We start from the raw sequence: 22,132 nt of genomic DNA, 5'->3' as shown, positions 1-22,132 counted from the left end.
ACCGGAAGCAATCCTATAGTGCGATACTGCAGATCGGCTTCGGGATCGGTCGGGACGCGAGGTGGAGCCGATCCGAATCCGGCAAGGTGCCTACTTTAACAATCGCATCGAGCACGACCATCGCGCTATCAAGAGGCCAGTGCGGCCGATGCAGCGCATGGCGGCCGCGTCGAAAGGAGTGAGTCCGCAGGAGATTACCTGGAAGCGGATCTTCCATACCCGGCCTGAGACCTACAAGCTGGGTCAGGCCTGCATCACCGACAGGCATGCTCAGCACCCACATGCCGTCTTATGGGGAGATGGCTCTACAGCCTCATCGGACGGACAGATCTTCCAGGCCAGTGACCGTGCCGGGAAGCGTGGTGGCTTCAACTTGCATTACGGTAGCGAACCGGGTTCGAAGTTCTACAGTCACTTATCCGACCAGTACGGCTCCCTCAGCATCCTGCCAATCAGCGCGACCGAGAGCGAGGCTTCCTACGTGCCGGATGGCTTGTTCGACCACGAGACAGAAATCGACATCCAGGAGCACTTCACGGACACGGGCGGCGCCAGCAACCACGTGTTTGGCCTCTTCGCCCTGTCAGGCCTGGGATTTGCTCCGCGGCCGCGCAACCTCAAGGACCGGAAGCTCCATACGTTCGAGAAGCCGGATGCCTATCCCGCGCTCCAGGAACACATTGGCGGATCGTGTCCCGTGGCGTGGTGTAAGGGCGCCAGTCCTCGGCTGAGTCGGGTTGCTGGGGCAGTCACGGCAGACAGCCGGCAACCGGGATCATCGCTCAACGCGCTCAGACTTTCCAGCGACAGGTAGCGCCGGCTCTCCGTCCATCCGTCATTTCATCTGACGGCCTCGATCCAGACACGAGCTGTCACACCATCCGCAATCCTCAAGCGGTTTGCCGCCTCTCGCAATCCCAGCCCATTCGCCCGCGCCCGCCGGGAACTCGGCCGCCACCACCGCTCGCTGCATGCGCCACGATGTTACTCCACAACCTTCGATCACGACGGGTCGGCAATATGCAAATTGTGCATACCAGTCGGCAAAGTTTCTATTTTGAATGTGTCGGCGGCCTTATAATCTACCGCCGATGGGGCCCTCAAGGGCTCTATAATATAATTAAAGTGCAGGGATGCAGTCCGTTCCGAATGGAAAAGTTGAGGTCTAGTGCCTCGACGGATGCGAGAGTGCCCGGACGGTAAAATCGCTGTCGGGCGAGCAGACCCAAGCAACTACAATAACACGGGAACAGAGAGAGAGGGACATGCTAATGGGACTTTATTCTAAATCGCACCGCAAACCGTTCGTTGTTGCGCTGGCTGCCGGCGCTTGTACGATCGTTTCGGCTCTTCCTGCGGACGCTGCTGAAACTCGCCTGAGCGAAATTCTTGAGCGAGGTGTCGTTCGTGTCGGCGTGCAGGGGGCATTTAAGCCTTGGTCCTATCCTTCTCCGGATGGCACAATGCAGGGCATCGAGGTCGATCTGGCCAAGGATGTCGCGGACAAACTCGGCGTGAAGCTCGAGACAGTCATTATCAATTCGGCAAACCGAATCCAGTTCTTGCAGCAAGGCAAGATCGATCTGATCATTGGCGGCATGTACGACACTACTGAACGCCGGAAGGCGGTCGGTATCATCGAGCCGGCTTACTGGACGTCGGGCCCTACCTTGATGGCCAAGAAGGGAGTCATCAAGGACTGGAAAGACATCGAAGGCAAGCCGGTTTGCGGCAAGCAGGGCGTTGCCTACAACAAGAAGGTCGAACAGGACTACAAGGTCAGGATCGTCGCTTTCGCAGGCAACTCGGAGGGCAAAGAAGCGTTGCGCTCCGGCAAGTGTGTCGCGTGGTTGTATGATGACGTAAGCATCATGGCAGATTTGGAGGCACCCGAGTGGGCCGACTACGAGATGCCCGTATCCGTGCTCTACAACAATCCGTGGGCAGCCGCTGTGCCCCTTGAAGAGCTCGATAAGCCGTGGGGCGTCTTCATGACGGGAATGGCCTACCGCTGGCAGTCGACCGGCAAGCTCGTGGAGCTTGAAGGCCAGTACAAGCTGAAACCTTCGGAATGGTTTGCCCAGCAGCATGAGAAGCACCGGTGGGATGCATCTTACCTCGAGGGCGGGAAATAGTTGGACGCCAATTCATGATCGGGTTGCGGGACTCTGACCAAAGGGAGGCGGAGACGGGATGTTTGAGCTGATCGCCCCTTTCTTCCACGACCTGTACGATAAGACAGGGCTGAACTTTAACATCTTCTACGACCGCTATGAATATGACCGTTTCCTGTCCGGTGCGGTCATTTCACTGAAACTGATGTTCGGAGCGATCCTCCTTTCCCTGGTCATTGGCATTCTCGGCGCTTGGGCGCAGGGGGTGGGGTCGCGCGTTCTGCGCGGCGCCATCAACGCCTACATCCAGGCGTTCCGGAACACGCCGCCGATGATCCAACTTCTGTTCTTCTATTTTGGATTGGGGGCGTTCACACCGCAGGTCGACATGGGCGGTTACACCGAACCATTGGTTTCGGCATTCGCGTGGGCCATGATTGCACTGGGAATTTTCGGCGGTGCCTACAATGTCGAAATATTCCGGTCCGGTCTTGAGGCCGTTCCCCGACCTACGCTGGAGGCATCGGAAAGCCTCTGCTTGTCGAAGTGGCAGACGTACCGACATGTGACCCTGCCCCTTGCCTTCAGAATCTGCCTGCCGTCACTCACGAGCAATCTTATCAGCTTGGCGAAGACCACTTCCCTCGCTTACGTCATCTCCGTTCCGGAAATGACATACGTTCTGAACCAAGTGTGGTCCGACACCATCAACGTGCCTGAGATGATGCTGATCTTATTCGTATTCTACGTGGCTGTCGTCGCATTGCTCGGTGCGGGTCTTCACTTCCTGGAACGGAAACTCGCATTGCCGGGATTTGGACGATGACGCAGGTGCGAACTGAAACTGGCAACGCCAGGCCGGCACAATACGCTCTGTCCGGGGTCAGCTGGTATCACGGAGCCATTCTCCTCCTGGGGTTCGTGATTGTTTTCGCGGCCGTCCATTTGAACAGCCGCGAAGCCGATGCCACGAACCTATCGGCGCTCGATACCCTGAGCCTCTGGCTGCCCTTCATCCTGAAAGGGTTCGGTCTCAACCTGCTGATGAGTTTTCTTGCCATGGCCATCGCGACCGTGCTGGGAGTCGCGTTAGGGATTGCACAGGTCAGTCAACTCGGGGTTGTCCGTGTTGCTTCAAAGTTTGTGACACATCTGTTCCGGAACGCGCCTTGGCTCGTCATCCTTTTCACGGTCATGTACCTCCTCCCGGTCGAAGCGACATTGTGGGGCGGAGAGAAAGTCATCATTCCGGATTGGATCAAGGCGACATTCGCCTTTTCACTGCCGGTGATGGGCAACATCAGCGAAATCGTCCGCGGCGCCATCAACTCGATCCCGACCGGACAATGGGAGTCAGCCGAAGGTCTGGCCTTCACCAGACGCCAGACCATGGTGCATATCATTCTGCCGCAGTGCATCAAGCGTTCCATTCCACCGTGGATGAACTGGTACGCCCTGCTCACCCTGGCCACACCGATGGCATCGATCCTGGGCGTTCATGAGGCTGTCGGAAACGCCCAGGCTGCTATGGAAGCGGGCGGAGGGCGGCCAGAGTTCCTGCTGCCGTTTTACCTTTTCCTATTGTGCCTGTTCTTTGCATACATCTACCCGATCGCTCTTTGGACGAGAAAGCTCGAGCAAAAATATGCTGTCTCTCATTAGCACCATGGAGGGCAATGTCCCCCGCAGCTGGACACCCGGAATGCCGATCGTCTCACTGCGTGACGTCCGCAAGTTCTACGGCTCTCTTGAAGTACTGAAGGGCATCAGTCTCGATGTGCGAAAGGGAGAGGTGATCTGCATCATCGGGCCATCCGGCTCGGGTAAGTCAACCCTCATCCGCTGCATCAACGGGTTGAACGGGATCCAGCATGGCTCGATCAGAGTTGAGGGCCTTGAAGTCAACGATCCCAAGCTCGATGTGCTCGCGCTGCGGCGGAAGGTCGGCATCGTATTCCAGCAGTACAATCTATTTCCCCACAAGACAGCTCTTGAAAACGTCATGCTGGCGCCACTGCTTGTTCTTAAGGAGCCAAGACGGCAGGTGGAGGAACGGGCACGCGAACTCATCTCGAAAGTCAAGCTCCAGGGCAAGGAGAACTCCTATCCCGGTGAGCTATCCGGCGGGCAGCAGCAGCGCGTCGCGATAGCCCGGAGCCTCGCAATGTGCCCTGACGTGATGCTCTTCGACGAAGTCACGGCGGCCCTCGATCCTGAAACCGTCAAAGAGGTCCTCGTCACCATTAAGCAACTGGCCTCCGAGGGAATGACCTGCATCCTCGTGACACACGAAATGGGGTTTGCCCGGGAAGTCGCCGACCATGTCTATTTCACCGATGGCGGGGTCATAGTCGAGCATGGTCCGCCATCCGAACTCTTTAACGATGCAAAAGATCCGAGAACCAGGCGCTTCCTAAGCCAGGTCTTATAGCAAGATCCGGGCGCACGCCCGAAACAGCGGCCTACCATCAAAGAATCAAGAGCGGCCAGACAGCGCTTCGGCCGATCGGATCTCTATTATCAGAAACGGCAGATCAACTATGGACATCACCAATCAGCAGATCACGAAGGATCCTCTACTTCAGCCTTTCACGATCGGAAAGCTCACACTGCGCAACCGGATTATGAGCACCAGTCATGCTTGCGGCCTTGAGGAAGGCGGCATGCCCGGTGAGGCGTACCAGCTTTACCACGCCGAGAAAGCAAAGGGCGGGCTGGCCCTGTCCATGTTCGGCGGATCCTCCAACGTCGATCGGGATTCGCCGAACATCTTCCGCCAGCTCAATGTCGGTGACGACCGCATCATCCCGTACTTCCAGCAGTTCAGCGAGCGCATGCACGGTCTCGGGGCGGCGCTCATGTGCCAGATTTCCCATCTGGGACGACGCGGCGATCCCTATGCAGGCGACCGCCTTCCCACGATTGCACCATCCGTTGTGCGGGAAACACTTCACCGCAGCATTCCGAAGGAGATGGATGAGCACGATATCGAGCGTGTCATCCGTGCCTATGCAGAGGCTGCTAAGCGTTGCAAGGAAGGGGGGCTGGACGGTCTGGAAACGCTTGCGGGCGGCCACCTGATCGGTCAGTTTCTTTCGCCGCTGACAAACCATCGGACTGACCGGTTCGGTGGCAGCCTCGAGAATCGTTGTCGCTTTGCCCTGTTGGTTCACGAGGCTATTCGGAAAGCGGTCGGGGACGATTTTGTCGTCGGCATGCGGTTTACGATCGACGAGCGAACCCCCGGAGGTCTGTCGTTCGATGATTGTGTCAAGATCGCGCTGATCTTGAAGAATGCCGGCGCAGTCGACTTCATCAATGCCGTCTATGGCTCGATGGATACGATCCGAAGCCTTTCCGAGCAGAACATGCCCGGCATGGGTTCGCCCATTGCCCCTTGGGTCGAACCAGTCGGTCTGTTCAAGCAAGAGGTCGGGCTGCCAGTATTCCATGCCGCTCGCATCGCGGATGTCGCGTCCGCCCGCTATGCGATTGCCGAAGGCAAGCTTGACATGGCCGCAATGACGCGCGCTCAGATCGCCGACCCCTACATCGTTGAGAAAATCCGGACAGGGCGCGAGAGCGAGATCCGCCCGTGCGTCGGAGCCACCCATTGTCAGTCGCCTCAGCGCCCGTCCTGCCTCCACAACCCGGCTACGGGCCGAGAAGCTCAGCTTCAGCACAAATTCGCAAAGGCAAAGGGAGCGCCGAGGCGCATCGTAGTGGTCGGCGGCGGTCCCGCTGGACTGGAGGCGGCGCGGATCTGTGCGGAACGCGGACATGACGTTTCGCTCTATGAGGCTGCGCCACAGCTCGGCGGTCAGATCCTGATCGGCGCAACGGGGTCCTGGCGTCGCGACCTCATGGGCATCGTCAACTGGCGCGTGTCTGAGCTCGAACGGCTGAAGGTCCGTGTGCAGACCGAATCCTATATGGAGGATGCCGATGTACGGGCCCTCAATCCGGATGTCGTCATCGTTGCGACCGGTGGCCTTCCCAATGTCGATCTCGTGTCTGGTGCGGATCACTGCCTGAATACCTGGGACGTGCTCACAGGCCATGTTTCAGCCTCAGGAACGGCGCTGATCTTTGATGGAACCGGACGTCATCCTGGCCCCCTCGCGGCTGAGAAGCTCGCCGCCCAGGGGGTGAGCATCGTTTACTGTTCAATCGACGGCCAGATTGCCGAGGAACTGACGTATGTGGAACGGTTCCGTTGGAAGAAGCGCTTTCTGGAGCTCGGAATCAATCCGATGTTCGACACCAAGTTGGTCGAGGTTGTCCGCTCGAACAATCGCCTGCAGGCCAGGATCGTGAGCGAGGTATCCCAGCAGGAGACACTCGTGGATGTCGACCATGTCGTGGTCGAGCAAGGCACGGTGCCGATGGAGGACATCTATGCGGGTCTGCGGCCACAATCCACCAACGATGGCGTAACCGACATCAAAGCCCTCCTGGCTTTGCAACCACAACCGAAGCTGAGAGACGAAGGTTTCGAACTCCACCGGATCGGTGACGCCGTCGCCAGCCGGAATATCCACTCGGCTATGCTGGATGCGTATCGCATCTGCAGCGTGCTCTGAGACGACAAAGCTAGACTGGAGAAAGCCAATGAAAATCACTGAATTCAAAGTACTGACCTTCGATGTTGTTGGAACTCTTATCGACTTCGAAGCGGGTGTCTTGAACGCCACGCGGAGTCTCGGCGGAGAGAAGGCGAGGAGCCTATCTGACGACGAAATCTTTGCACCGTACCTACGGGGTCGCGAGATCTTCTATGGGCGATCCTCCTACGCAATGAGAGACGTCTACCTGTATATGACAAAGGAACTGGGACTCGATTCCAGCGAACTCGCCGCTGACTCGTTCCAGTTGGCTATGATCCGCCATCCGGCTTTCCAGGACTCGGCGGATGCGCTCCGGCGCTTGCGGAAGAGGTTTCGCCTCGTCGCAATGACGAACGCGGATCGAACCGCGTTCTCGGCCTACTCGGACACACTGGGGAACCCGTTTCATGACAGCGTGACTTGCGATGAAACAGGTTGTGCGAAGCCGGACCCGAACTTCTTCGCGTTCAACAAGGGGCGCCAGTCGGCCTTTGGATACAAGCAATCGGAAATCTTGCATGTTGCACAGAGCCAGTATCACGACATCGGGATCGCTAAGAAGCTCGGCTACGCAACCTGCTGGATTGAGCGGCGGCAGGAACTGAAGGGCTTTGGCGGAACGCCGGTTCCGGGGAAAGTCGAGATCCCTGATTTCCACTTTGCGACACTCGCACAGCTTGCTGACGCAGTCGATGCAGAACTGGGCGCTGCCTCCATGAGGCAGGACAATCACGCTTGATTTCGGTTACCTCCACCATGTCGTCTCGTGCATCTGCGCCCATCGGGCCGTCCTTGTGGCAATCAACGGCTTCGGCCAGGCCAACATTCAGCACTCACAGAAGTGAGGACCGGTTCGACGTTGCGATCGTTGGTGGGGGCTATACCGGCCTGTCCTCAGCCCGGTATCTTGCCCGTAAGGGGCTGTCGCCAATCGTTCTTGAGGCGAATCATGTCGGTTGGGGCGCCAGTGGACGCAATGGCGGCGTCGTATCGGGCAAGTTCAGAGTATCGTTTAGGGATATCAGCAGCCGCTACGGTCTGGAAACCGCACGCCGGATGCACCGACTTGGGATCGAAGCCACTGAGCATATCGGTGTCTTGGTCGATGAGTACAAAATCACGGCGGCGCTGTATCAACCGAGTGGATCGCTGCGGTGTGCCCACAATGCCGCATCGTTCGCGTCCCTCAAGCAGGAATGCGAGTGGCTCAACTCGGCACTTGGCGATCAGGCGTGCAGCATCCTGTCTGCGGAACATCTCCAGGAGGAGATTGGGTCTGGCAATTTCTCAGGGGGCATGCTCAACAGGCACGGCGGTATCATCCATCCGTTCAATTTCGTGCTCGGGTGGGCCGACGGACTGTTGCAGGAAGGGGTGACGATCTGTGAGCAGACGCCCGTACTGAGTCTGAAGGTTGAGAGTGATGGCGTATGTCTCGAAACCGACAATGGGACGATTCGTGCCAAGCAAGTTGTTTTGGCATCGAACTCCTACTCAAATATTTCTCCGGCCACGCGACCTATCGAGAAGGCCGTCATACCTTTTCGTTCCGCCATGATTGCGACGAAGCCACTGGAAGGAACTGCCGCTGAACACTTGCTCCGCTTCGGCCGCAGCTATACGGAAACACGGCGTATGATGCGGTGGTTTCGGAAGGCGCAGGGGCGGCTGTTGTATGGCGGTCGCGGAGCTTTCGGAAAAGAGGATACTGAAGCCGCCTTCTCGGCTCTTCACAAGGCTATGGTTCGGCAGTTCCCTGAGTTGAGCAATATCGAGGTGACGCATCGGTGGTCGGGACTCGTCGCAATGACGCTCGACAGCCTGCCGCATCTGGGCAGGTATAATGATAGAGTCATATACGCGGCCGGTTACAATGGCTCGGGCGTCGCGTTATCATCGCTGATGGGCAAGTATGTTGCCGAATTGGCTACCGGACAGAGGCCGGATCTCGGTCTCGTTACGTCCTCGCGGCTCAGGCCAGTCCCATTTCAACTCGTGAGAGAGCCGGCCATTCGAACGGTGGCGGGATGGTACCAGTTTCTGGACGCGATCGGTCTCTGACCCGAACACCCGAGGGTGGAGAGGGCGACTGCTGTAGGTCGTTGTGCGGAGCATCCTCACGTCAATCCTTTCTCACCTTCAGAGTGGCAGACGAATTTTTGGAAAGGCCTGTCGCACCAGGCGACAGGGCCTGCTGAATGCCAGCCCCTTCCAGGGGCTCCTGCGCAAACTGTTCTGCGGATACCGTCATCCGGGCTCGAGAGAATTTCCGGGGGCCACTCTCGCGTGAATCAAGTGTGGTTCCGTCATGTTGTTGCGGTCGCCGCGCAGGAGAGACGGACGTCGGTCATCGGTTCAACTCCGGATCGCAAGGCCGTGCATCCCGCCTTGCAGATCCTTGTCCCCAACATCCCGCTTGCTGTAGCCTTTTGTGCATGCGAGGTGTTCCCGATAGGATCCGCACGTTCTCCAAAAGTAGCTGAGTCTCCTCATGAATCTGAGTTATTTTGCTGCATTCAGAGCTGTGATGCTTGCTGGAACCGTGAGCGGTGCGGCCCAGATTCTTGGACGCAGCCAACCCGCTGTCAGCCGCCTGCTCGACAAGCTCGAGTACGAGCTCGGAGTTCAGCTGTTCGAGCGGCGCAAGGGCTTGGTGACACCGACGGCGCATGCGTACGCTCTGTTGAAGGAGATCGAGCGGGCCTATGTCTCTTTGGACTCGCTTCGAATCTCGGCTCTGCGATTGGCGAAAGGAGAGGCGAGCGAGATCAACATAGCGACGATGCCCGCCTTAGGGCTCGACTTCATCCCATTTGTGCTGTCGCAGTTCTATTCAGACTGGCCGAACATCAAAGTTACGTTGAGCGTGCGCACATCCACCAGGGTCGAGGAGTACGCCGCAGCTCAGCAGATCGATTTTGGCTTTGCCGAGATATCCTATCAGCGTTCAGGTTTCAGAGTGGAGATGTTCAGTACCGCACCCTATGTCGTCGCCGTTCCGGCAAATCACCCATATGCCGACCGCTCGAGCCTCAGCCTGGAGGATCTATCGGGTACATCCTTCATCTCCTATTCGTCGTTCGCACCAGGGCGCCACTTGTTTGATCAGGCCTCCCAATCATCAGGCGTGGAAACCGATCACATTTATGAGACGAACCTCTCGGCGCCTGCCTATGCGATGGTGAAGCATGGGCTCGGAACAGCCATCATCGATCCATTCACCGCTGTCCTGCAACGCTGCGAGCAGGTGAGGGTGGTTCCATTGGCGCCCGCGATTCCGTTTAGAGTGAGCCTGCTCAGGCCGGAAACACGCGCCACGAACCCGGCAATCGAGGCTCTCCTCGAGAAGATGCGAGAATTGAGAGAGAAGGTGCTGAGCGAGCTGCCCGTTTGATCAGCCTTTATAAGGGAAACGCATACTGATCTGCGACGTTTCGATTTTGATCGGAGCGGGAGTTCCTATTAAATGCACCGGCTAGGAGTTTCGGGATCTGTGATTGCCGGGGTCGAGAAAGCTATGTGTAGCGGTATGAATCGGCGACATCGCCGGTGTTCGTACATGACGATCGGCGCCCAACGGGAGAGTATGGCTTCTGTGCCGCGGGTTCGGGGTAGGCGGGGCACGACGCTCCGTGCCAGCCGTTGTGGGACGTCTTCAGTTCTTGTCGATGGCCGTGGTCCGTCGTTCCGGCACGTGTCCGATTGCGCACAGTGGATGAACGGCGGCTTCGTGCTTGGATTCCTCACTGTGGAGATCACGGGGCTTGCGCCTGAGCCGAAGTTCACCATGCGAGCTGAGTTTTAACTGGAGACCTATCACAATGAAGTACATCAGCGCCCGGGTCCGTCCGGTGAAAGTATACCATGGTTACACTGCGGAACGGACGAGCATCATCGATGAATTGCCTCCTCGGGAGTTTATAGAGAAGGTGATCAGGGTTGATCGCATCTTGTCGATCACCGAGGACTACATTTTCATCGAGTGCCCGCACGACACAGCTCAAACCTGGGAGTACGAAGGCAACCTAAGCGACATCAAGACTCAGTTGCGAGCGGCAGGAATGCTCATCGGATGATATCGCTGCACCGACCGGAAGCCCATGCTGCGTCGCGCGATCGGCACCGCGACAACACGGTGGGTGTCGATAGGAGACAGCGCTCCCATTCGGCTGGAAAGCGTCCAATCACGTCATAGGACAGACGAAATGAAGCTTCTTGTGTGTGTGAAGCGAGTGGTTGATTTCAACGTGAAGATCCGGGTGAAGCCGGACGGTTCTAGCGTTGAGCTTTCGAACGTGAAGATGTCGATGAACCCGTTTGACGAGATTGCGGTCGAGGAGGCGGTTCGCCTCAAAGAGCAGGGCAAGGCCAGCGAGATCGTGGCGGTGTCGATTGGCCCGCAGCAGGCGGGGGAGACCCTTCGCACGGCGCTGGCCATGGGTGCCGACCGCGGCATCCTGGTCAAGACCGACGCGGTCGTCGAGCCGCTCGCCGTGGCCAAGCTCCTGAAAGGCATGGTGGAGCAGGAGAAGCCCGACCTGGTGATCCTGGGCAAGCAGGCGATCGACGACGATTCCAACCAGACCGGCCAGATGCTGGCCGGCCTGCTCGGCTGGCCGCAGGGCACGTTCGCCTCGCGGGTCAACCTGAACGAGGGCGCGCTCGAGGTCACCCGCGAGGTTGATGGCGGCCTGCAGACAGTGGGATTGAGGCTGCCGGCGATCGTCACCACGGACCTGCGCCTCAACGAGCCGCGCTATGCGTCCCTGCCCAATATCATGAAGGCCAAGAAGAAGCCGCTCGACGAGACCAGCCCCGAGGCTCTGGGCGTGGACGTGAGCCCGCGCCTGAAGGTGCTCAAGACCGCCGAGCCCGGCGGCCGCAAGGCGGGGGTGAAGGTGGCGTCGGTGGCCGAACTCGTCTCGAAGCTCAAGACCGAAGCCGGCGTGCTCTAAGGGAGAACAAGAACGATGACCACGTTGCTGATTGCCGAGCACGACAACGCTCACCTCAAGGACGCCACCTCCAAGGCGCTCTCGGCCGCCAAGGCGCTCGGCGCGCCCGTGCACGTGCTGGTGGCCGGCTCCAACGCCCGCGCCGCGGCGGAGGCGGCGGCGCGGTTCGAGGGCGTGGAGAAGGTGCTGCTGGCCGACGCGCCGGCTTACGAACACATGCTCGCCGAGCCGACTGCGGCCCTGATCGTGTCGCTCGCCTCCTCCTACGACGCCCTGGTGGCGCCCTCGACCTCGACCGGCAAGAACGTCATGCCGCGGGTGGCGGCGCTGCTCGACGTGATGCAGGTCTCCGACATCACCCGGGTGTTCTCGCCCGACACCTTCGAGCGGCCGATCTATGCCGGCAATGCGATCCAGACGGTGCAGGCGAGCGACCCCAAGACGGTGATCACCGTGCGCACGGCCGCGTTCCCGGCGGCGCCTGAGGGCGGCGCGGCTCCGATCGAGGCCGTCGGCCCGGCCGAGGATCCGGGGCTGTCGACGGTCACGGGCGCGGAGATGGCGCAGAACGACCGGCCGGAGCTGACCTCGGCGGGGATCATCATCTCGGGCGGCCGCTCGCTCGGCTCGGCGGAGAACTTCAAGACCTATATCGAGCCGGTCGCCGACCAGCTCGGGGCGGCGATGGGGGCCTCCCGGGCGGCGGTGGATGCGGGCTACGCGCCCAACGACTGGCAGGTCGGCCAGACCGGCAAGGTGGTGGCGCCGGACCTGTACATCGCGGTGGGGATCTCCGGCGCGATCCAGCACCTGGCCGGGATGAAGGATTCCAAGGTCATCGTGGCCATCAACAAGGACGAGGAGGCGCCAATCTTCCAGGTCGCCGATTACGGCCTCGTCGGAGACCTCTTCTCAATCCTCCCTGAACTCAAGGAGGAGTTGACCAAAGCCGGTTAATCGGGTCAGGAATAGACGAATGATGGCGATCCGGGCGGCCTAACTGGCTTGTAGAACAGCTGCCCACCAGGGGCAGGACGCGGACCGCTTGGTACTGGCCGCTACTAGGTGCGTTCAACCAAGGGGGTTCTGCGTTCCGCCACCCATCTTCCTGAGAGTAGGATCCTAGCGAAGCAACCGCCTAACGTCGGTATGAATTCCGCCAATCGCGGATTTGGTTTATGCTTTCCATCAATGTACACGATCGCTTTCTTGCTCCTGCCTGAATACTCTCTTCTTGGCGCCGTTTCCGCCGCGGAGACGCTTAGAGTCGCGAATTCGCTGTATGCCGATCCGCCCTTCCGATGCCTCTTCGCCCACGATACAGAACCCGACGTCCCCTCAAGTTCCGGGATCCCGCTCCACGCGGCCACCCATGTGCGAGACCTCAAGGAATTCGACGCGCTGGTTGTTGCCTCGAGCTTTCGACACGACACGTACGAGAACACCGAGACACAAGGCCTGATCCGGCGGTTTGACCGGCATGGGAAGACAATCGGATCCATCGAAAGCGGGGTGTATCACATCGCGCGAGCCGGGGTACTGAACGGTCATATCGCGACGGCGCACTTCAACAATCTTCCCATGTTTGCCGAACTCTTCCCGCGAGTTAAGTTCGTCAAGCAGGTCTATACCTGGTCGCACAAGCGCATGACCTGCGCCGGCGGAAGCGCCGCAACGGATATGATGCTCCACCTGATCGCCGAACGTCTCGGCAAGGCCGTGGCCGCGCGGGTCGCAAATATCATTATCTTTCCGTATCGGCGGGAGCTGGGCGCATACCAGGACGACCTCTTCACATCCGCCTACAACGGATTTCCGCAACCCGTGCGCGAGGCCTGTCGCCTCATGGAGGAGGCAATCCACCGACCGCTCGACATTGAAACAATTGCCACCCATCTCGCGCTTTCCCGACGGCACCTCGACCGACTGTTTGAGGCGGCCTTCAACTGCTCTACTTTTGACTACTACCGGATGATTAGGCTCGCCCGCGCCCGGAAGCTCGTTAAGGCGACGCGCATAGAACTCGCGACGATTGCCGCACGCTGCGGCTTCCGCTCGTACCCGCGGTTTCTAGAGCGTTATCGAGAAGCCTATGGTGTATGCCCCTCCGAGGATCGCGCATCCGCGCTGCTGCAACCAACGCAGCCCGACAAGGTTTCGCCGCTGAACGACCTGCATCCATATCAGAACCAGCTCGACCTCAGGCGCATGGTTTAAAGAGACTAGAATTTCTTAATGCCGCGCGTCCCGTTACGGCGAACGCGGCGAGAGCCGGGCGGATATCGCGCGAAAGTACACATGACAAACACCGGGTCTGCTCCCTAGTGCCGGCCTCTACCATTCTCGCTTCTAGATTGGATGGTCCGGCGGTTCCGGGCCACTCAGCTCGTCGTTCGAGAGCGGTGGTGATCTTCAGAAAGCCGTCGAGTCTCTGATTCGCTATTCGGATCCTCTTGCCGTATATCGGGCTCCCTTCTGTCCACGCTGCCCCAAGGCGCGCCGGTGTCCGCACAGCTCGAGCGTTGAGCGAGACGCGCCCGCCCGTGTCCAGGATGGGAACTTTGAATGTCCATCATGAGCCTATCAGCCGCTCTCCGGCATCTCTCATGATCCCTACGAACTCGACAGCACCACATTTGGGGTCAACTGGTCTGTTTCATGAACTTGGGTCTCCTCTCGAGGTTTCTACTCAAGTATTGATATAAATTATCTTCCGATAGCGCTCCAAATATACCAATTATTTCTTGCTCATTAGCTGATTGTGACTTTCAGTCTAAGCGAGCGCCAAAAGGCGCCATAAACAACGAGGGTGACGGTAATGGCAGACGATCCGATCGTATTAGGGGAATCTCAGCCCCCGGGCGCGTTCACGCGGCGGGCCTTCAATGCGGGCCTGCTGGCAACCGGCTTGATTGCTCGGCCCGGCCGCAGCCAGGCGCAGGCGATGCCTAAGCGCGGAGGCACCGTAAGACTTGCGCTCTATCAGCAATCGACCGGCGATACCTTCGACTCCGCCCGTTACGACAAGGGCAACGATTATATCCGTGGTACGAGCGTCTATAGCTATCTCACGCGTATGGACGAGCAGGGGAGAGCCCAGCCTGAAGTCGCCGAATCCTGGGAAGCCAACAAGGAGGCGACACGCTGGGTCTTCAATATTCGAAAGGGCATATCCTTCAGCGATGGCTCGCCGCTTACCACGGACGACATCATCTTTTCGCTATTGCGGCATCGCGAAGAGAGAGTTGCCTCGAGCGCGAAGCAATTGGTCGCCAACATCACGTCCGTAAGAGCAGATGGGCCCGATAAGATCGTCATAGAATTGGCGCAGCCCGATGTCGATCTCCCGATCCTCGTCGGCATCTTTCAATTCGCGCTTGTTAAGAATGGTACCTACGATTTCTCTAAGCCAATAGGCACCGGCGCATTCACGGTTAAGGAATTCCAACCTGGGTTGCGCACGGTGCTCGTGCGCAACCCGAATTTCTGGAAGCAAGGCCAGCCCTATATCGACCAATTCGAGATGTTTCCCATTCCGGACGCCTCGGCGCGTGCCAATGCGCTATTGTCTGGCGATGTCGATATGATTCTCGAACTGCGCGGCAACGGTATCGAACAGGTCGCCAAATCGGACATTGCCGACGTCTTCGTAACCCCTGGCACCCGTTATACGGCAATCCAAGCTGCGGTTGACCGGGCACCGTCGAATAACGCGGATCTCACGCTCGGCATGTCCTATCTGATCGATCGCAAGCGCGTCCTTGACACGGTTTTGCGCGGTTACGGCACAATCGCCAATGATCATCCGATTGGACCGGCCAGCGAGTACTACAACGCTGAACTGCCACAGCGTGAGCTCGACCTGGATAAGGCGAAGTTCCATTTTCAGAAGGCTGGTATTGGGAATGCACCTATCGAGCTTTCTATGGGGGACGGTGTGCTTTACAGCGTCGATATCGGCCAGCTGATGCAGCGCGAGGCAATGCGGGCCGGGCTGAACCTCCAGATCAAGCGTGAGCCCGCAGAAAGCTACTGGACCGCGGTCGCGGGAAAGCGTCCCTTTTTCGCGACGAACTTCCACCCGCGGCCAACATACAATATGCTGCTCAACCTCAGTTGGAAGAAGGGCGCAGTCTGGAACTTCTCGCATTACGAGAACGAACGTCTCGAAAAACTGATTGACGACACCCGGTCGGAATTCGATCTCGCCAAACGTAAGGAATACTACGGCGAGATCCAATCCATTATCCATAATTCGGGTGCTATCATACTTCCATGTTTCCTGAGCTATGTTGATGGCGTCTCGAAGAAAATCAAAGGTCTGACGCCCCTGCCCATCGGGAGCCTCGGAGGGTTCAACTTCACGGACAGGATCTGGATCGAGGCTTGATCGGTGCGGCCAAGCGGTGAAGCGGGCGGAGTGACGACGCGTGGCTAACATAATCCTTTGGAGGCTTGGAGCGACCCTCCTGATATTGCTGGTGGTTTCGCTTCTCGTCTTCTGGGCGTGCGAGATCCTGCCGGGAGATGTCGCGCAAGTCGCTCTTGGGCAGTATGCGACGCCTGAGAACGTGCGTGCGCTTCGCCTGGAGATGGGGCTGGATCGGCCCGCGATCCAGCGCTATCTCGAATGGCTGGTCGGAGCGCTTCAGGGTGACTGGGGCCGCTCCCTCGTCACAAAGACGCCCGTCAGCTCGCTGTTGTCTGAGCGCCTCGCCAATACGGCTTTGCTCGCCGGGGTGACGACGCTGATCGCCGTGCCGTTGGCGGTGCTGCTCGGCGTCGTGACAACGATGTGGAATGGGCGCGCGTTCGACCGTGCGGCCACCGTTTCCTTCCTGGCATTGTCGGCGACTCCGGAGTTCCTGCTTGCAACGCTCCTCGTGCTGCTATTCGCGGTGAATCTGGGTTGGCTGCCGGCCGTCGCATATCTCAGCACAGGCTCGGACTTCGGCCAGACGGCGCGGGCTCTGCTTCTTCCGACGGCCAGCTTGGTGATTGTCGTGACGGCCCAAATCGCGCGTATGACACGTGCCATTCTCGGGAGCATTCTAAGCCAACCCTATATCGAGATGGCTGTCCTAAAAGGTATTCCCCGGCAACGCATCGTCGGGTACCACGCGCTGCGCAATGCCGTTGGGCCGCTCGCAAATGTCGTGGCATTGAACGTTGCCTATCTGGTTAGCGGCGTCGTCGTCGTCGAGACGATCTTTGCCTATCCTGGCCTCGCTCGGCTGATGATCGACTCCGTGCAGTCACGTGATCTGCCGGTCGTGCAAGCCTGCGCCATGATCTTCTGCGCGACCTATGTTGTTCTGATCCTGCTCGCCGATGTTTTGGCCCGCCTGTTCGACCCGCACTCCCTCGCCGAGCGACCGACGGACGCCCTATGACCACTGCCTCAATCCAAATCAGGCCATCATCGACCCTGGTCTTCAGCGCGGCACTCCTCGTGTTCGTTGGGGTGGTAGCGCTCGTGTCTCTCGTCGCGCTGCCGCAGGATCCGTTCGACTTCATTACCGACGAGCCTTTTATGCCGCCCGCCGCCGGCATATGGCTCGGCTCAGATTATCTGGGGCGTGACGTTCTCTCACGCCTGATGGACGGAACTCGCATCACCCTGTTCATGGCAATGACGGCGACACTCCTTGCTCACCTTATCGGGGATACGCTCGGACTGACGGCCGCGATTCGGGGTGGAATCCTAGACGCTGCTCTCAGCCGAATTGTGGATGTCTTGCTGTCACTGCCTAAGATCATCGTCGGCCTAGTGGTCGTGGCAGCTCTCGGCTCTTCGATCTGGGTCATCATCGGGATTGCTGCGGTCGTTTACTCGGCCGGTGTGTTCCGGATTGCACGCGCTCTTGGGACTGATCTCAAGAACATGGACTACATCATGCTCGCCCGGTCCCGCGGTGAAGGGACGCTCTGGATCTTGTTCGGCGAGATTCTTCCGCATGTGATACGTCCACTCGCAACCGATTTTGCCTTACGTGCCAGTTTTGCCATCCTGTTCATGAGCAGTCTGAGCTTTATCGGCCTCGGCGTTCAGCCGCCTTTGGCTGATTGGGGCGGGATGGCACGGGAGAACCTCGGCGGACTTTCGACCAACCCGCTCGCCGCCATCGCGCCTGCAATCGCTATCGCCCTCGTCTCGATTGCCCTCAACCTGCTCGTCGACGCCCTCGATGACGATGCGCGGCACTGAGGTGGCAACAATGGGCACGAGCGTTTTGACTGTCGATCATCTCGGAATTGCGACCAAGGCCGGTCACAAAGTCCTTGACGATGTTTCTCTTCAGGTTCGCCGGGGAGAGGTCCTCGCCCTTATCGGTGCCTCGGGATCGGGCAAAACGACACTCGCCCTTGCGGCTCTCGGGCACATGCGTCCCGGTCTCGAGCATGTGGGCGGCAGCGTAAATCTGAACGGCGTCGACGTGCTCAAGGCACCCCATCCGGTGCTGAATCGCCTGCGTGGACGAATTGGCGCTTACATTGCACAGAGCGCTGCCGCCGCTTTCAATCCGCGCATCCGCCTCGGCGACCAGGTGGTCGAATCGGCCCTCCTGCATCACAGCCAGAAATCCGCCGAGGCGCGTGCACGGGCACGAGAGGTTTTTCGGTACCTTAGCCTCCCATCTCCCGACAGAATCGGGTCACGCTTTCCCTATCAAGTATCCGGCGGACAACTGCAGCGTTTTATGATTGCCATGGGGATGCAGGAAGAGCCTCTTTTGATGGTCTGCGATGAACCAACCAGTGCGCTCGACGTCACCACACAGGTGGAGGTGATGCGTCTGCTGAAGCGCGCCATTCGTGACAACAACACCGCGGCACTCTTCGTGAGCCATGATCTTGCGGTCGTGGCACAGATCGCAACTCGCATAGCGGTGATGAGAGCAGGGCGCATCGTAGAGGTCGGGGAAACCGATCAGGTCGTCAATGCTCCACGGGAAGAGTACACTCGCGAGCTCATCGCGGCCTGCACTCACCTGTCGCTTGCGTCGTTGGCGAATCGTCCTTCGCGACTGCTGACTGCACCCGCAACGGCTCTGTCCGTGCAGAGCATCGTCGCCGGTTATGGTAACGTCAGAGGCGGCAAGCCGCAGATAACGACACTTCACGGCGTCGATCTCGAAGTAGGGAAGGGTGAGATCGTCGCCGTCATTGGCGAGTCCGGCTCGGGCAAGACGACGCTTGCCCGGGTTATTGCGGGCCTGCACGCGCCGGCGTCGGGCACGGTTGCTCTGGAGGGCGAACCTCTCGCCGGTCTCGACCGCGAGAGAACCGATGGGCAGCGTCGACGGGTGCAGCTCGCGGTGCAGATGGCCGACACGGCGCTCAATCCAAAACACCGAATCCGGCGTATTCTCGGGCGCGTTCTACGGTTCTTCCACGGCCTGAGGGGAGACGCCGCGGAGGCCCGGATGGTGGATCTGCTCGCGATGGTGAGCCTGCCTGCCAATTATCTTGAACGTTATCCGACTCAGCTCTCAGGCGGTGAAAAGCAGCGCGTCAACCTTGCCCGGGCCCTCGCGGCCGATCCCGACGTTCTGATCTGCGACGAGATCACGTCGGCCCTCGACACGATCGTTGCAGGACAGATTATCGATCTGGTCAAGCGCCTCCGCGACGAACTCGGCCTCGCGATCATCTTCATCAGTCATGACTTGGCGACAGTCGCTTCGATCGCGGACCGAGTGACGGTACTTCGGCACGGGAGAGTCGTCGAAGCAGGGGAATGTACGCGGGTGCTCAGCGCACCTGCCGACCCTTATACGCGTCTGCTCGTCGCCTCCGTACCCGAGCTGCGGCGAGGTTGGCTCGAGGATGCGGCGGCGACGCGTAAAGCGTTGGAGGTTGAATTGGAGATGGTCCGACCGACCGTCGCGGGATGGAATGAGCAAGCGGAGATGATGCCATGAGAACGCCTCTACGGGAACTCGATGGCCGTTCCTTCGACGTCGTTGTGGTCGGCGGCGGCGCTGTCGGTGCCAGCGCAGCCCAGCACATTGCTGCCAACGGGCATAAGACCCTGCTTGTCGACAAAGGCGATTTCGGCTCAGGAACTTCCAGCCGTTCAAGCCGTCTGCTTTATTCCGGGCTCGCCTATTTTTCCCCAGATTACGAGCTGTGGCGGTTCGCTTATCGCCCGAGCGACCTGTTTCAGCGCGTGCGCATGGCTCGGTTGGCGATGCGCTGCCGAACAGAACTCGCCAGCACGATGCCGGAACGCGTCAGCCGACACACATTCTTCTTCCCCGTTTTCGAGGATGGCGAGTATCCCGCCTGGAAAGTCGATCTCGGCTACCGGGCGCTCGGTCTCTTCGGCTCTCGGAAGGTGCCGCTGTCTTATAGGCGCCTACCGGCAGATGAGGCGGCGAGGCAATTCGGCTTGGTCTCACTGATGGATCGCTCACGTCTGAGCAGCGTAGCGGTGTTCGACGAATACCAATATCAATGGGCCGAGCGGATCTGCCTCGACACCATCCTCGACGCGGAGCGGTGCGGCTCCCTCATCCGCAACTACACCGCCGTTACGCAGCTCGATCCTATTCCCGGGGGAGGCTGGCAGGTAAGGCTCGAGGACAGCACCGCGCCCGATCAGACGGCTACGGTCAAGGCTCAGGTCGTCGTGAACAGTGCCGGGCCATGGGCCGATCGGCTCTTGCGTCAGACGACACGACAAGCCCCCCGGAAAAAGCACCTCGTCGGCATCAAGGGCGTCAATCTCGTCGTCAAGCTGCCCGAGTCGTGCAGGGGCACCGGGTTCGAGATGATCAACAGTATCGGACAACCGTTCTACTGCATGCCGTGGGGGGACTATCACTTCTTCGGTCCGACGGAGACCATCTTCGAAGATGATCCCGACTCCGTGCGCGTCCTGCCGGAAGAAGTCGATTTCATCCTCGGCGAGGCCAATCGCGCCTTGCCGTCGCTCAAACTCGCCAAGGACGACATCGTCTACCGCTGGGCAGGAGTGCGGCCGCGGACCACGAGCGAGGCCGCTTCCGGCGTCAAGGCGCTCACGATACATGATATGGCGGCCGAAGGCATGCCCGGCGTTCTGACTGTGACGGGTTGTCCGATCATGACACACCGTCACGCCGGGCGAACTGTTGCGGCGCGCGTCGCGAAGATGAGTAGACCCACAGGAGATCGTGCGCTTCTGTCATATGCCGCCAAGACAAGTCCAGGCGGCGGCCCGCTCTCACGGGAGCGCCTGCGTCATGCCGCCGCCCACGAGCATGTGCAGACGCTGGTCGACCTCTTGTTCCGGCGCGTTCTCGTCGGCTGGACTGCGGACATGGGCCTGGCGCAGGCACGGGAGGCCGCGGAGACCGTTGCCGACGTGATGGGCTGGGACGCGGCACGGATTACACAGGAGGTGGAGGCGTACCGTGCTTTCGTCGCCAAGAATTTCGAGCCGCAGGCGCTGACGGAGCAGCCGGGCTCGACGAAAGTATCCGCATTATGAGGATGGTCGACGCGGAGACGGTGCATCGCTTGCTGGATTGGTCCGATGCCATCGAAGCAATGCGGCTCGGCCTCCAAAAGGCGAAGCCAAAGATCGCGCGGTTGGCCCTTGATCAGCCGCGCGAGGGCGGACATCCTGACATGCTGCTCGCAGTGCCTGCCTGGCAGAAGCGCGAGGCGCTCGGCGTCAAGATCGTCACGTCTTTCCCGGGCAATGTCGAAGTTTACGGCCAGCCGACTGTCAATGCCTTGTACCTCGTCTTCGACCCGCTTACGGGCCAGCCGAAGGCGGTGATGGACGGTGAGTCGCTCATCTTTCGGAAGACAGCCTCAGATAGTGCTCTTGGTGCGAGCTATCTGGCCTCACCATCGGCAGAACGGCTCCTCATGGTCGGCGCAGGAGCACTCGCTCCATATGTCATTGATGCCCTTCTCAGCGTGAGGCCATCCCTGCGCGACATCCGCGTCTGGAACCGGACACCGGAGCGCGCGGCGGCACTCGCCGCAAAATTGAGAGCCGCGGGCAGGCAGGCTGAAGCGGTTCACGATCTTGATGCGGCTCTGCCCCATGCGGACATTGTGGTCGCTGCCACGATGGCCAGCGTTCCCCTCATCAAAGGCGAGCTGGTCGCGCCTGGTGCACATATCAACCTGATTGGCTCGTTCACGCCGGAGATGCGGGAGGGCGATGACGAACTGCTGCGGCGTGCTTGCATCTTCGTTGACGATTATTCCTGCCTCGAACGCTCGGGTGAGTTCATCGAGCCGCTTCGCACCGGCGTAATCTCCCGAAGCGAGATTCACGGCGATCTGTTCGCTCTCTGCCGTGGCGAGATCGTGCCGACACTCGGTTCGGCGCCAACGCTCTTCAAGAATGGCGGTGGCGGCCACCTCGATCTCTTCCTCGCCAGTCACGTCCTCCGTCGGCTTGCCCCTCAAGATGGTTTCTAACAAACATTCCTATCCGTGTTCAGACGAG

General features: G+C 59.5%; 18 protein-coding genes and 2 pseudogenes. All 20 read left to right on the top strand.

Features of this window, described 5'->3' with window-relative positions; translation table 11 throughout:
- Positions 1 to 19: 19 nt before the first annotated feature.
- Positions 20 to 151 (top strand): annotated as a pseudogene (locus tag GR328_RS28495) (IS6 family transposase); the annotation flags it as partial.
- Positions 152 to 991: pseudogene (locus tag GR328_RS03650) on the top strand (Tn3 family transposase); the annotation flags it as partial.
- A gap of 280 nt (positions 992 to 1,271) precedes the next feature.
- Positions 1,272 to 2,135, top strand: coding sequence for a transporter substrate-binding domain-containing protein (locus GR328_RS03640; protein ID WP_160883169.1), 864 nt, complete (start codon positions 1,272 to 1,274; stop codon positions 2,133 to 2,135).
- A 58-nt stretch (positions 2,136 to 2,193) separates the two neighbouring features.
- On the top strand, positions 2,194 to 2,940 hold the full coding sequence (locus tag GR328_RS03635; RefSeq protein ID WP_160883168.1) for an amino acid ABC transporter permease: 747 nt from the start codon (positions 2,194 to 2,196) through the stop codon (positions 2,938 to 2,940).
- Positions 2,937 to 3,776 carry an amino acid ABC transporter permease gene (locus tag GR328_RS03630; protein ID WP_160883167.1) on the top strand — a complete coding sequence of 280 codons (840 nt, stop codon included), beginning with the start codon at positions 2,937 to 2,939 and terminating at the stop codon, positions 3,774 to 3,776. The genes GR328_RS03635 and GR328_RS03630 overlap by 4 nt, the downstream gene beginning before the upstream one ends.
- A gap of 40 nt (positions 3,777 to 3,816) precedes the next feature.
- Positions 3,817 to 4,545, top strand: a complete 729-nt coding sequence (locus GR328_RS03625; protein ID WP_205789718.1) for an amino acid ABC transporter ATP-binding protein — start codon at positions 3,817 to 3,819, stop codon at positions 4,543 to 4,545.
- Between the two features lie 109 nt (positions 4,546 to 4,654).
- Positions 4,655 to 6,697 (top strand): NADH:flavin oxidoreductase, encoded by a 2,043-nt coding sequence (locus GR328_RS03620; protein ID WP_160883165.1) that lies wholly within the window; start codon positions 4,655 to 4,657, stop codon positions 6,695 to 6,697.
- A 28-nt stretch (positions 6,698 to 6,725) separates the two neighbouring features.
- Positions 6,726 to 7,460 carry an HAD-IA family hydrolase gene (locus GR328_RS03615; protein WP_160883164.1) on the top strand — a complete coding sequence of 245 codons (735 nt, stop codon included), beginning with the start codon at positions 6,726 to 6,728 and terminating at the stop codon, positions 7,458 to 7,460.
- A gap of 17 nt (positions 7,461 to 7,477) precedes the next feature.
- The gene (locus GR328_RS03610; RefSeq protein WP_160883393.1) at positions 7,478 to 8,782 is read left to right on the top strand and encodes an NAD(P)/FAD-dependent oxidoreductase; all 1,305 of its coding nucleotides are present in this window, start codon (positions 7,478 to 7,480) and stop codon (positions 8,780 to 8,782) included.
- A gap of 430 nt (positions 8,783 to 9,212) precedes the next feature.
- Positions 9,213 to 10,115, top strand: a complete 903-nt coding sequence (locus tag GR328_RS03605; protein WP_160883163.1) for a LysR substrate-binding domain-containing protein — start codon at positions 9,213 to 9,215, stop codon at positions 10,113 to 10,115.
- A 427-nt stretch (positions 10,116 to 10,542) separates the two neighbouring features.
- The gene (locus tag GR328_RS03600; protein ID WP_160883162.1) at positions 10,543 to 10,797 is read left to right on the top strand and encodes a hypothetical protein; all 255 of its coding nucleotides are present in this window, start codon (positions 10,543 to 10,545) and stop codon (positions 10,795 to 10,797) included.
- Positions 10,798 to 10,926: 129 nt separating this feature from the next.
- Positions 10,927 to 11,676, top strand: coding sequence for an electron transfer flavoprotein subunit beta/FixA family protein (locus GR328_RS03595; protein ID WP_160883161.1), 750 nt, complete (start codon positions 10,927 to 10,929; stop codon positions 11,674 to 11,676).
- Between the two features lie 15 nt (positions 11,677 to 11,691).
- Positions 11,692 to 12,633 carry an electron transfer flavoprotein subunit alpha/FixB family protein gene (locus GR328_RS03590; protein ID WP_160883160.1) on the top strand — a complete coding sequence of 314 codons (942 nt, stop codon included), beginning with the start codon at positions 11,692 to 11,694 and terminating at the stop codon, positions 12,631 to 12,633.
- A gap of 234 nt (positions 12,634 to 12,867) precedes the next feature.
- Positions 12,868 to 13,893, top strand: coding sequence for a GlxA family transcriptional regulator (locus GR328_RS03585; protein ID WP_160883159.1), 1,026 nt, complete (start codon positions 12,868 to 12,870; stop codon positions 13,891 to 13,893).
- A gap of 601 nt (positions 13,894 to 14,494) precedes the next feature.
- A complete protein-coding gene (locus GR328_RS03580; RefSeq protein WP_160883158.1) occupies positions 14,495 to 16,066 on the top strand; it encodes an ABC transporter substrate-binding protein in 1,572 nt (523 codons plus the stop codon).
- A gap of 40 nt (positions 16,067 to 16,106) precedes the next feature.
- A complete protein-coding gene (locus GR328_RS03575; protein ID WP_160883157.1) occupies positions 16,107 to 17,069 on the top strand; it encodes an ABC transporter permease subunit in 963 nt (320 codons plus the stop codon).
- Positions 17,066 to 17,884 (top strand): ABC transporter permease, encoded by an 819-nt coding sequence (locus GR328_RS03570; RefSeq protein ID WP_160883156.1) that lies wholly within the window; start codon positions 17,066 to 17,068, stop codon positions 17,882 to 17,884. The genes GR328_RS03575 and GR328_RS03570 overlap by 4 nt, the downstream gene beginning before the upstream one ends.
- Positions 17,865 to 19,601, top strand: coding sequence for an ABC transporter ATP-binding protein (locus tag GR328_RS03565; protein WP_425487006.1), 1,737 nt, complete (start codon positions 17,865 to 17,867; stop codon positions 19,599 to 19,601). The genes GR328_RS03570 and GR328_RS03565 overlap by 20 nt, the downstream gene beginning before the upstream one ends.
- Positions 19,598 to 21,154: an FAD-dependent oxidoreductase gene (locus GR328_RS03560; RefSeq protein WP_160883154.1), complete on the top strand. Its 1,557-nt coding sequence runs from the start codon at positions 19,598 to 19,600 to the stop codon at positions 21,152 to 21,154. The genes GR328_RS03565 and GR328_RS03560 overlap by 4 nt, the downstream gene beginning before the upstream one ends.
- A gap of 29 nt (positions 21,155 to 21,183) precedes the next feature.
- Positions 21,184 to 22,104 (top strand): ornithine cyclodeaminase family protein, encoded by a 921-nt coding sequence (locus GR328_RS03555; protein WP_160883153.1) that lies wholly within the window; start codon positions 21,184 to 21,186, stop codon positions 22,102 to 22,104.
- Positions 22,105 to 22,132 lie beyond the last annotated feature (28 nt).

The sequence above is a fragment of the Microvirga makkahensis genome (assembly GCF_009830105.1).
GTDB lineage: Bacteria > Pseudomonadota > Alphaproteobacteria > Rhizobiales > Beijerinckiaceae > Microvirga > Microvirga makkahensis.
This window is presented reverse-complemented; position numbering and strand designations above follow the sequence as displayed.